The sequence below is a fragment of the Enterovirga sp. genome (assembly GCF_035325185.1).
Classification (GTDB): domain Bacteria; phylum Pseudomonadota; class Alphaproteobacteria; order Rhizobiales; family Beijerinckiaceae; genus Enterovirga.
The window spans coordinates 41,234-52,545 of sequence record NZ_DAOLAJ010000017.1 but is presented as its reverse complement, the minus strand read 5'-3'; the positions used below and the strand labels follow the sequence as shown (position 1 = coordinate 52,545).

Annotated in this window: 10 protein-coding genes, 1 tRNA gene and 1 pseudogene; 5 read left to right on the top strand and 7 right to left on the bottom strand. The window is 69.6% G+C overall.

Translation table 11 applies throughout. From position 1 onward, the window contains the following. The 4 genes from PKD06_RS05615 to PKD06_RS05600 form a co-directional block, all read right to left on the bottom strand. A tRNA-Glu gene (locus PKD06_RS05615) sits at positions 1–75 on the bottom strand. A gap of 164 nt (positions 76–239) precedes the next feature. Further along, positions 240–605 (bottom strand): DUF3597 domain-containing protein, encoded by a 366-nt coding sequence (locus tag PKD06_RS05610; RefSeq protein WP_324378435.1) that lies wholly within the window; start codon positions 603–605, stop codon positions 240–242. A 195-nt stretch (positions 606–800) separates the two neighbouring features. Further along, the gene (locus tag PKD06_RS05605) at positions 801–1,316 is read right to left on the bottom strand and encodes a hypothetical protein (RefSeq protein WP_324378433.1); all 516 of its coding nucleotides are present in this window, start codon (positions 1,314–1,316) and stop codon (positions 801–803) included. A 143-nt stretch (positions 1,317–1,459) separates the two neighbouring features. Then, the gene (locus PKD06_RS05600) at positions 1,460–3,175 is read right to left on the bottom strand and encodes an alpha/beta-hydrolase family protein (protein WP_324378431.1); all 1,716 of its coding nucleotides are present in this window, start codon (positions 3,173–3,175) and stop codon (positions 1,460–1,462) included. A 243-nt stretch (positions 3,176–3,418) separates the two neighbouring features. Here PKD06_RS05600 and PKD06_RS05595 point away from each other — a divergent pair, with 243 nt between their 5' ends. The 4 genes from PKD06_RS05595 (at position 3,419) to PKD06_RS05580 (ending at position 6,587) form a co-directional block, all read left to right on the top strand. Further along, positions 3,419–4,975, top strand: coding sequence for a L,D-transpeptidase family protein (locus tag PKD06_RS05595; protein WP_324378429.1), 1,557 nt, complete (start codon positions 3,419–3,421; stop codon positions 4,973–4,975). 111 nt (positions 4,976–5,086) lie between these two features. Then, a complete protein-coding gene (locus PKD06_RS05590; protein ID WP_324378427.1) occupies positions 5,087–5,341 on the top strand; it encodes a (2Fe-2S)-binding protein in 255 nt (84 codons plus the stop codon). Positions 5,342–5,473: 132 nt separating this feature from the next. Further along, a complete protein-coding gene (gene bfr, locus PKD06_RS05585; protein WP_324378425.1) occupies positions 5,474–5,968 on the top strand; it encodes a bacterioferritin in 495 nt (164 codons plus the stop codon). 82 nt (positions 5,969–6,050) lie between these two features. Then, complete coding sequence (locus tag PKD06_RS05580) at positions 6,051–6,587, top strand: DNA starvation/stationary phase protection protein (protein ID WP_324378423.1); 537 nt, start codon at positions 6,051–6,053, stop codon at positions 6,585–6,587. A gap of 183 nt (positions 6,588–6,770) precedes the next feature. Here the strand turns inward: PKD06_RS05580 and PKD06_RS05575 are convergent, their stop codons facing one another. Beyond that, positions 6,771–7,316 carry a GNAT family N-acetyltransferase gene (locus PKD06_RS05575; RefSeq protein ID WP_324378421.1) on the bottom strand — a complete coding sequence of 182 codons (546 nt, stop codon included), beginning with the start codon at positions 7,314–7,316 and terminating at the stop codon, positions 6,771–6,773. A gap of 62 nt (positions 7,317–7,378) precedes the next feature. Next, positions 7,379–9,991 (bottom strand): ATP-binding protein, encoded by a 2,613-nt coding sequence (locus PKD06_RS05570; RefSeq protein ID WP_324378419.1) that lies wholly within the window; start codon positions 9,989–9,991, stop codon positions 7,379–7,381. Between the two features lie 188 nt (positions 9,992–10,179). Between PKD06_RS05570 and PKD06_RS05565 the strand changes: the two genes are divergently transcribed. Beyond that, entirely contained in the window at positions 10,180–10,650 is a 471-nt protein-coding gene (locus tag PKD06_RS05565; protein ID WP_324378417.1) for a phasin, read from the top strand. Between the two features lie 107 nt (positions 10,651–10,757). On the opposite strand, the pseudogene PKD06_RS05560 reads toward PKD06_RS05565, so the two are convergent. Continuing rightward, positions 10,758–11,180, bottom strand: a pseudogene (locus PKD06_RS05560) (DALR anticodon-binding domain-containing protein); the annotation flags it as partial. Positions 11,181–11,312 lie beyond the last annotated feature (132 nt).

The following is an 11,312-nucleotide window of genomic DNA, read 5'->3' as shown; positions in this document are numbered from 1 at the left end:
TGGCGCGGCCTACGGGAGTCGAACCCGTCTTCCCAGCGTGAAAGGCTGGTGTCCTAACCGATAGACGAAGGCCGCGGAGCGAGGCGCGCCCGGATGGGGCGGCCGTCTGCGGCGTTGCTATAAGGGGAAGGCGCCCCCCGAACAAGGGCGCGCCGGGCGAAACACCGCCCCTTCCATGAAAAAGACCCCGGCGCCACGCGCCGGGGTCTCGCAGCCCTCACCTCCTGCGAGATGCGGGATCAGGCATGCGCCTTCAGGTCGTCCGGCACCTTCCCGCCGTTCTGGGCGAGCTTGGTCATGACCTGCTTGTGCAGCCAGATGTTCATCGAGGCGCTGTCGTTCGTATCGCCGGTATAGCCGAGTTCCTTGGCCAGTTCCTTGCGGGCGGAAAGCGAGCTGTCGAGCCCGAGAAGGTTCATCGTGTCGACGATGGACTGCCTCCAGTTCGACGGCTTGCCGGACTTGTCGGCGAGATCCTGGAGGACCTTCTCGACATCGACGCCGCCCCCCGGCGCGCCGGCCTCTGCAGCCGTGCCCGCGGCGGTCGTGTCCGCCTTGGCGCCGCCACCGAAAACCTTCGACATGATCGAACCGAAAATGCTCATCTGATTCCTCCTGGAGGCGGCTTCGAATCGAAGGCGACAATGCGAACTCTACCGAAGCCGGCGGAAAGCGCACAGCGCATCCTCCTGGGAGGCGACGCTCTGGCCGAACGCGAAGCTTAACTGCGCCGCGCCGACAATGTTCCTTTCCCCGCCCGCAAGCGAGATCGAGAAGACCTCTCGAGCCGACGGCTGGGCTTAGTCCTCCAGTTCCGCGAGCAGGTCGTAGAAGCGCTGCTCCGCCTCCTGCTCGGGCATGCCTGCGAGCCCCCATGCCGCCATGGCCAGGAAAATGCGCCGGACGTCCGGATCGACGGCCTTGCCCTCCGCGATCCAGGAGGCGAGCGTGCCGCTCGCGAAGTTGAAGCGGAGCAGGAAGACGTCCATCCCGACAACGTTCATCCGGTCGCTGTCGAATTCGGCCAGCCAGTCGAGCGAGGTGTATCTCGCCCGTTCCTGCGCCAGGATCTGCTCCCCGAGCCACATGCGGCGATCATGGTCGAGGCTTCGGGCGAGCCGCCCGATCCAGATCGCCCCCAGGATGCCGGCCGCCGTCCTGCTCGACCAGCCCGAGAGAATGGATCGGCGGCAGACCTCGTCGAGCGCGCCGCCGAGCACCGCCCGAATCTCGCGATCGCTCGACAGATACGCCATCTCATGCAGCCTGTGCCGCACGACAAAGCGCCGGAACGGGAGCCGCAAGGCCGTCAGCATGGCGATCTCGCACCGGGACCGGCATTCGCCTCCGGCTGCCGTCGGGACGCGTTCCTCATGAGGCCTCCGCTCCCCGGCACGGATCGGGGGCCGCCGGCGCCCGGCGCTCGACCGGCCGCATCATCCGCCAACCTCGCTGCGTACTATCCTCCCCGGTTCGAATAGGCACTCTCGCCACCCTGGAAGGAGCCTCGCGGCGCCCTGACCGTCCTCGCCAGATGCTCCTTGAGACGCCCGAGCGCCTCCTCGGACCAGCCGGGAGGCGAGGTCACCGCCACCCAGCCCTCCAGATAATGCCGAGGCGCATAGACGTGACCGTAGCCGATGGGAGTGGTCGCCGCCACCGCCATGTCGACGGCGATTTGCAGGGCGGTCACCACCGGATACCAGCGCAGTTGGGGCGAGACGTCGGGGCCGCGGGGCGGATTCAGCCAGGCCGGGCGGCGGAAGAAATCGCCGTAGCTGAAGAAGGTCACCGCATCGCTCGCATATTGCAGGTAGACGACCCGCATCACCCCCCAGGGGGTATCCGCCGGAACGCGCGTCCCGTCCTGGTTCATGAACCGCACGAGCCGTCCGTCGCGGAACTCGGGAAGCCAGGCCGGGCTGCCCTCGTTGCGGCTCTGCGTGATCGAGCGCCAGATCCGGCTGCCGAAGGGCGGGCCGCTCCAGAGCGCGCCGTCCACCGGATCGCCGAGGATCTCGAACAGCTCGGCCGATTTCTCGGAATTCATCGCCCCGAGGCTGAGCCCGTGCAGGTAGAGCTTGGGGCGGTGCTCCTTCGGCAGGCTCGTCCAGTAGCGGTAGACTTCCGAGAACAGCGCCCGCGCCGTTTCCCCGCCGAATTCCGGCTGCACCAGCAGCGAAAGGGGGCTCGACAGATAGGAATATTGCACCGCGACGCTCGCGATGTCGCCCCTGTGCAGGTACTCGACCGTATCCATGGCCGCGGGGTCGACCCATCCGGTGCCGGTGGGCGTGATCACGACGAGCACCTTGCGGTCGAAGGCGCCGACGCGCTGCATCTCCCGGAGGGCGAGCCGCGCGCGGGCGCGCGGCGTCTCGGCCGAGCCCAGGCCGACATAGACCCGGATCGGCTCGCGCACGGGGCCTCCCGCCACGGCCTCGATCTCGGCGGCGGTCGGCCCCGAGGCCACGAATTCGCGCCCCGCCCGGCCAAGGTCGCGCCACCTGACCAGCGAGGCGGCGCTTCCCGTCTTTTCCGGCGCATCAGGCTGGCGGCGCTCCGGCTCCATCAGCGCGTCGCGCGCCTGGTAGGACCCGTCGAGCACGTGGATCGCGAAGCGATAGATCACGCCGTTCGCGAGGAGCCACACCAGAAGCAGCGCGCCCGCGAAGCCCACGACGTTGGCGACCCGGCGCGGGGCGATCCGGCCCACGCGGGCCGCCAGATAGCCGCCGCCCCACCGGAACAGGCGCCCGAGCGCGAGCAGGGCGGCGAAGGTCGCGAGCGCCACCGCGCAGAGCTTCGTCGGATGGGCGCTGTCGAGAGGCGGCATCCTCATCAGGGTGCGGATCGAGTTCTGCCACTCCGCCGCCCGCGACAGGAACAGCACGACGATCACGAGGCAGACGAGCGCGACGATGGAATTGGCGATGCGTCGCAGACGTTCTGCCGGCTCGGGCAGTTCCATATAGGCCCAGAGGCCGCGCCACAGGGCGCCCAGCCCGTAGCCGATCGCAAGGCAGAGGCCGCCGAGGACACCCTGGGCCATGAAGGTTCGGGGGATGAGGGACGGCGTCAGCGTCGCGGCGAAGAAGAGGCTGCCCAGCGCAAGCCCGATGCCCGAGAGCCCGCGGATCTCGCGCCGAAGCCACGCGCCCAAGGAAGCTCCCATTCCGTCCTGCCTGCTCATCATGCTCCAGCGCCGCTCTGCCGGGAGAGGAGGGAAACCGCGCCCGCGGAACGCGGCACGGGATGCCGGGCGCTGTCGGTTCCGGATCACGAATGCTCCGGCGGGTCGAGAACAACGAAGACGGCGGCCCTGTCAACGCATGGGCGCCGGGTCGCGCCTTGCGGCGGTCAGCATTCGTAAACCCTGATCGCGCATTCTCCGCCTCCGAGTAGGCGGAACATCGTCGTGCGTATCATCGCCCTCCGGCCGGCCCGTCTGGCCATTTCCCTGGCTGCGCTGCTCGTGGCGGCGCCGGCCTTCGCCGAGGAAGGCCCGGCGGTCCAGGCCGCGCCGCTGCAAGCCCCCGCGGAGGCGCTGCCGCCCCTCGATCCTCCCATCGAAGTGGCGCCGGCCCCCGCCTTGTCCAGCCTGCCCCGGACCGCGCCGGCCGCACCGGCCGCGGTGCCTGCGGCGAAGCCGCGCGCCGCGCAGGCCAGACCCGCCCCTCGGGCGAAGCCCCTGGCCCAGGGGAATCCCACGGTCCAGGCGAAGCCCGCGAGCCAGAGCGCGGCCAAGCCCGCCGCGCCCCTGGCGCCGCCCGAGCCGATCAGGCTTTCCGAGGACCCGCGCCCCACCCTGACGCCCCAGACCTTCGCGGCGACGCTGAAGGCGGCCGAGCGCTACCGCGCCCTCGCGGAGGCGGGGGGCTGGCCGACGGTTCCGGGCGAGGCCATCCGCTTGAAGCCGGGCTCGGCGGGAAGCGCGGTCGCGGCCCTGAAGAAGAGGCTCGCCGTCACCGGCGACCTCCAGGATCACGAGCTGGCCGGCAACTTTTTCGACGACGGCGTCGCGGCAGGCATCCGCCGCTTCCAGGCGCGCCACGGGCTCGAGCCGACCGGGACCGTCGGACCGCGCACGCTCGTGCATCTCAACATCCCGGCCGCGATGCGCGTGCGGCAGCTCGAAGCCTCGGCCGGCCGGCTGACGAAGCTGCGCTTTCCCTTCGGCGACCGCTACGTCGTCGTGAACATCCCGGGCGCCGCGGTCGAGGCGGTCGAGCGGGGGGTGGTGGCGCATCGCTTCGTCGCCGTGGTGGGGCGGCCCGAGCGCCCCTCCCCCGAGATCGAGACGCGCGTCACCTCGGTCAATTTCAACCCGACCTGGACGGTCCCCGTCTCCATCATCAAGAAGGACATCATTCCGCATGTCCGCAAGGAGCCGGGCTATCTGGCGAAGATGCATATCCGCATCTTCGACGGCCAGGGCCAGGAGGTCGATCCGGCCACGATCGACTGGTCGACGGAACGGGCGGCCAACTACACGATCCGGCAGGATTCCGGCTCCGACAACTCGCTCGGCGAGATCCGCATCGACATGCCGAACCGCCACGCCGTCTATATGCACGACACGCCCTCCAAGCGCCTCTTCGCGCGCTCGCTGCGGGCGCAATCCTCCGGCTGCGTGCGGGTCTCGGGGGTGAAGGGCCTCGCCGCCTGGCTGCTGGAAACCTCGCCCGGCCCGCGCGGGCCGGGATCGAGCTGGACGCCGATGGAGATCGAGACAGCCATCGCGGGCGGCAAGCGCGTCGATGCGCGCCTGTCGAAGCCCGTCCCCGTCGCCTGGATCTATCTCACCGGCTATGCTTCCGCCGACGGCACCGCCCATTTCCGCGACGACGTCTACGGCATCGACGAGCCCAAGCCCGCCGGAACCGAGCCGCCCGCCCCGCTCCCGGACCCCGCCACGACCTCCTCGCTCGGGCCGCGCAAGCAGGCGCAGCGGGAGCAGCACGGGCGCATGTGACGCAGCCGCCCGCCGGCCGCCCCCCGCCGGCGGGAGTTGAATTGGAGGACCCTTATCGGCTAAGGTCTTGAAATCGCTCGTAGTTTATATCTCTTCTAAACTGGCTGGCGGATGATTGTTTGCTCGTGCAACGTCCTTTCGGACGGAGACGTGAAGGGCTGCCTTGCGCCGGGGCCCGATTGTCCGCGCACGCCCGCGCAGGTCTATCGCTGCCTGGGCTGCTCGCCGAATTGCGGACGCTGCGCCCGATCCATCCGCACGATCATGGACGACGCCCTGCTTGCCGCGGCCAAGGAAGCCTGTCAGGTCTGCCCGGTCTCGAACTGCCTCGGCCATCACGAGCCCGCCGAGCGCGAGATCGCGTAAGGGCCACCGCGCCGGAGGCGGGCACGCCGGAGGCCGGTCGCGGCCTAAAAGTTAGTTTGAAAAGATTCTAAACTGCTGGACAGCGGCGCCCATTCATTCTACATGGCTCTCACTTCAGAGTGAGGACCCCAGATGAAGGGCGACGCCAAGGTTATCGACTATCTCAATCGCGGCCTGCGCAGCGAGCTGACCGCGGTCAGCCAGTACTGGCTGCATTTCCGGCTCCTCGAAGATTGGGGCTATCTCGACCTGGCCAAGCATTGGCGCAAGGAATCGATCGAGGAGATGAACCATGCCGACAAGTTCGTCGCGCGGATCATCTTCCTGGAGGGCTTCCCGAACCTCCAGGTGCTCGACCCGCTGCGCATCGGCCAGAACATCAAGGAGGTCATCGAGTGCGACCTCGCCGCCGAGGTCGAGGCGCGCAGCCTCTATCTCGAGGCCGCCAAATATTGCGACAGCGTCAACGACCGCGTCTCGAAGAACCTCTTCGAGGAACTGGCCGCGGACGAGGAAGGCCATATCGACTTCCTCGAGACCCAGCTCGGCGTGATCGAGCAGCTCGGCGTCCAGCTCTATGCCCAGAAGCATATCGGCGGGCTGGAAAGCGAGTTCCACGAGCACTGACCCCCGGGATTGCAGCGATGGAACGGGGCGGCCTCTGCCTCGTTCCACTCCCGTCGGCGCCGCGGCGCCCGGGAGACTGCCAATGGCCAAAGTCACCAAGCTCGATCCGCCCAAGAACCTGCCCAATCTCGACACCCCGACCGATCTGCCGCCCAAGGCGGTGGAAGAGATCGCGGAGGCCGTCAACAAGCTCGTCTGCGATGCCTTCACCCTCTACGTGAAGACGAAGAACTTCCATTGGCATCTGAGCGGGCCGCATTTCCGCGACTACCATCTCATGCTCGACGAGCATGCCGACCAGATTTTCGCGACGATCGATCCCCTGGCCGAGCGCGTGCGCAAGCTGGGCGCCTCGACCGTGCGCTCCATCGGCCAGATCAAGCGCCAGACCTCGATCGAGGAGAACGACGCCCCCTTCGTCTCCGCCTTGGACATGCTCGCGGAGCTTGTCGCAGACAACAAGGCGATGACCAAGGCCATGCGCGAAGCGCATAGCGTCTGTGACGAGCACGACGACGTCGCGACCGCGAGCCTCCTGGAAAACTTCATCGACGAGACCGAGCGCCGGACCTGGTTCCTGTTCGAGGCCACGCGCGCGGCGGATCGTACCGGGCACTGACATCGCCCTTCGCAGGGCTGTCTCCTATGGCCTCGACGGCTCGCGCGTAAACCCTCCCCCCGCTTGCGGCGGGGAGGGCCGAGTCGCGCCGAAGGCGCGAACCGGGGAGCGTCGACGCGAGCACCCGGCCGGGCGACAGGCGGAGCCGCCCCCACCCGGCTCGGCCGCCGGATGCGCGACGCCTCAGGCGGCGAGGCGCGGTCCGGTCCGAGGCAGTTCGAGCGAGGCGAGCATCACGTCCTCCTCGCTCGGATCGAGACGCGTCTCGAAGCCGAGTTCGGTTGCGAGCGCGAGCATCCCGGTATTCTCGGGCAGGATGAGCCCGACGATCCGCCATATCTCGATGGAGGGGGCGCGCTCGATCACCTCCTCGAGCAGCCTGCGCCCAAGGCCCTGCTCCTTGAAATCCGACCTCACCATGACGGCGAACTCGCCTTCCTCGCCTTTCACGCGGTGGAGGCGGGCGACGCCGTAGAGCTTGCCGTCCTGCTTGCCGAGCGCCGCTCGGACGATCGCGTTCTCCGGGTCGAAATGCGTAAGCCGGTGGATCTGCCGCTCGCTGATGGGCGCCGCCGAGAAGAACCGCAGCTGGCGGTCCCGCGCGGAAACATGGGCGTGGAATTCCGGGTAGAGCGCGTCGTCTTCCGGCACGAGGTCGCGAATCACGACCTGCGTGCCGCAGCGCAGCATCATCTCATCCGGCGCTTCGAAGGAGGAGATCGTTGCCATGCTCCCTATATAGTGTGCACTGCAACATAATGCGAGCCCGTTTGAAAGGCAGGGTCGCCCGCCTATTCGGCGGCGACCGCCTGCTCCTTCTCCACGGGCAGGCGAAGCTCGACGAGCGTGCCGTGGTCACGGGCGCTGGTGATCAGGAAAACCCCGCCATTCGCCTCCGTCAATGCCTTCGAAAGAGGCAGGCCAAGGCCGGTTCCGTCCCTGCGCCGCGTCGCCGGCACCTGCCGGAAGGGCGTCAGGGCGGTCGCGACCTCCTCCTCCGACATGCCCGGCCCCGTGTCGCGCACGCTCAGCACGATTTCGCCCGGAACCCCCGCCGCCGTCGAGACGATCACCTGCCCGCCCGCCCCGGTGAACCTGATCGCGTTGGAGAGCAGGTTGATGACGACCTGCCGGATCGAGCGCTCGTCGGCGAAGACATGCGGCAGGCCCGCCGGAAAGCTGGTTCGCACGATCGTCTTCTCCTGGCCCGCGAGCGGACCCGCCAAGGCCACGCATTGCTGGACCACCATGTTGAGATCGAACGATTCCGGGCGCAGATCGTTCGACCCCGAAGTGGCCTTGGCGAGATCCAGGAGATCGTTCACGAGGCTGATGACGTGGACGCCAGAATCGCGAATGTCGCGGATATAGCCCTTGTAGCGCTCGTTCCCGAGCGTCCCGAACCTCTCCTCCAGCATCAGCTCGGCAAAGCCCGTGATGGCGGTCAGGGGCGTCCTGACCTCGTGGCTGATCCGCGCGAGGAAATCCGCCCGGTTGGCGCTCGTTTCCTCGGCCGCCTCGCGCGCCTTGCGCAGCTCGCTCTCCAGCACCTTGAAGCGGCTGATGTCGCTGAAGGAGACGGAAAAGCCCCCTCCCTCCGCGGGCAGATGCCCGGCCCGCATCGCGAGGGGAATCACGGTGCCGTTGCGCGCCCGCCCCCGCACCTCGCGCTGCTGGATGAGGCCGGGGGGCCCCGTCCGCGCCGCATCGAGGCAGGCAAGGACCGCGCGATGATCCACCGGCTCGATCAGCGCCGTGACGCTGTCCCCCACGACCTCATTCGCCGCAAGGCCGAACAGCCGCTCCGCCGAGCGGGTCAGGGACATGAGCCGCGCAGCCGGATCGAGCGAGACGACCGCGTCGGCCGCGATGTCCAGGGCGGCGCACGCCTGCTCCAGCCGCCGGTCGCGCGTCTCGAGATCGAGGCGGAGCGCGTCAATCTCCGCCTTCGGCGCGGCGGGAGGCGGGGTCAGGAGGAGAAGATCGGCACCGGCCTCCCCCCAATCGACGCGCGCGGAGCGGGCCTCGAACGCATGCGAGGTTTCCGCCGCGTCCATGAGGGACAGGCTCGCCGGCGCCCCGCCGGCCGCTGCGATCCCGGCGAGATTCTGCAAGGCTCCCCTGGCCACCGCCTCGGGCAGGCCGGGAAAGCCGAGCCGGTCGAGAATGGCGCGATTGGCGAAGAGCGGCGCGCCGTCGCGCAGAACCACGCAGCCGACCGGCAACTGGTCCAGCAGGGCAGCTGCATCGGCCCGCGGACGAAGGCGCGGCAGGGGCACGATATCCGCCGACGGCCGGTCCTCCGGTGCCGGGGGGCGCTCGCCCGGTCCCCCTCCCAGAAGGCGCGCGATCTCGTGCAAGGCTCCCCGCTCGCCGCTCGTGAGCCCCTCCGCCACGCCGGGCTTTGCCGCGGCGGGCGGCTCGCCCTCCTCCGGCCGGGCTGCCGGGCCGCCGGGAGGCACGAGCCAGGCTCGCAACAGGCCGAACACGGCCTCGCCCGCCTGGCCGCCCGACCCGGGGGCAGCGCCGGTCGGCGCGGATGCCTCCGCCGGCGCGCCCGCCACCGGCTCCTTCCGCGGGCGCTGCGTCTCGCGAAAGATCCCGGGCTCGACGGCGCGGGACTGTTCGGGATGGGCAAGGCCGAAGCCGCGCCAGGATGGCGGCGCGCCGGATTCGGGGGCGCCGCTCAGCTCCACCGGGATCACGCGTTCCCGCTCGGGATCCCGCCAGCCGATCGGGAGCCGCGACCAGCCCTCGCCGCGCGCCCAGGCAGCGGCGATCGCACCCGCCCGATCCTCGACGAGATACCCCGCCAATTCGTCCCACCGGCGCCCGACGACATCCGCCCCGCGCGCGCCGACGATTTCGGCGAGATCCGGCGACACGAAGGTGAAGCGTCCCGCACCATCGGCCCGCCACATGAAGCGGCGGCCCCGCGCGGAAGGAAGAACGACCGTCACGCGGGAGGGATGCGGCCTTTCGTCCCTCCCCGTCCCTTCGGGCGGAACCGGAACGCCCGGCGGGCGCGCCGCGCCGCCTGGCGGCAGCGCCGCCGTGAGGAGCAGTGGCGTGCCCTCGAAAGACGCGAGGCGGCAAGCGAGCGTAAGCGGCGCCTCCATCGCGCCCCAGCGCAGCCGCTCGAGACGGAAGCCTGAACGCGGCGCCCGCCCCTCGCCGAGCGCCAGGAGCCTCGCCCTCGTGGAAGGCGGCAGGCAGGGCGAGCCGTCGGGCGCCTTCGGCAATCGGCTCAGGAGCGCGCGCCCTGCCTCGGAAGCCCAGACGGGCGCGCCGTCCCCGGGCCGCCAGAGCAAAGCCGCCGTGCCCGGCTCGGCCAGACGCGCGAATCCGGGCTCGGCGGCCAGCGCCGCGATCAGCTTGCCGCCTTGGTCGGCCGCCAGCGTCATCCCGATTGCTCTCGTGGTTGCATAAAACCTGTAACCAAATCTTCAGGCCGAAAGCGAGCCCCATCGTTTCCCGAACCGGAACCGCAGAAAAGACTTTATTTTTATCCTTAGGGGTTGCACAGGCTGCTGCACCGAGCTATGTTGCAGTGCACAAAACGCCGGAAAAGGAGGCAATTGTGGACAAGACGATGAAGTATGAGATCCCCGCCGAGATGCGCGACTTCGCCGAGAAGAGCGTGGACCAGGCTCGCAAGGCCTTCGACGGCTTCCTGACCGCCGCTCACAAGGCTGTGGATACCGTGCAGGGCTCGACCACGACCATGCAGTCCTCGGCGTCCGACGCGACGAAGAAGACCCTGTCCTATGCCGAGCAGAACGTCGCCGCCGCCTTCGACCATGCCCAGAAGCTGGTCCGCGCCGCCGACTTCCAGGAGGCCCTCCAGCTCCAGTCCGAGTTCGCCCGCACGCAGTTCGCGGCGATCCAGGCCCAGCTGAAGGAGCTCAGCGAGCTCGCCCAGAACGCCGCCCGCACGGCCACCAACCAGGCCGCCACGGTTGCCAGCGAGGCCGCTGCCGCCACCCGCTCGGCCGCCGACCAGGCTTCCGCCGCGTTCTCGAAGGCCACCAAGGCCGCCGCCCCCGGGCCGAAGCGCAGCTAAGGCTTCGCGGCTCCGGCCGCGTTCCTTTCCGCAAAGGCCGTCGTGCATCCTGCCGGATGCGCGGCGGCCTTTTCTTTTTGCAGGCATATGCCGACGGCGGCGGCCGCCTATCCCTCGATCCGCGAGAAATCGGCGACCTCGCGGGTCGCGCGGCGCAGCATGGCGAGGAGCCGCAAGCGGTTCTCGCGCAACTTCGGATCGGGCGCGTTGACGGTCACCTTGTCGAAGAAGGCGTCAACCGCCGGGCGCAGCTCGGCGAGCGCGCTCATCGCCTCTTCGAGCGCCTCGCGCGCAACGGCCTCGGTCGCCGCCCCCGCCGCCCGCGCGAGCGCAACGGCGAGCGCCTTCTCCTCGGGCTCGGCGAGCGCGGCGAGATCGGGGATTTCGTCGTAGGAGCGCCCGTCCTTCTTCTCCTCGATCCGCAGGATATTGGCGGCTCGCTTCGTCGCGGCGAGGAGGTTCCGGCCGTCCTCGGTTTCCAGGAACCGCGACAGGGCCTCGACCCGGCGGACGATCATGAGCAGATCGTCATTGCCCGCGCCAACCCTCCCCCCGCTTGCGGCGGGGGGGGGGGGGGGGCCGGGGGGGGGGGGGGGGGGCGGGGGGGGAGGGGCCGCGCCCTCTCCCCGCGCCCCCCGGGGGGAGGCGGTTCCCCCCCCCCC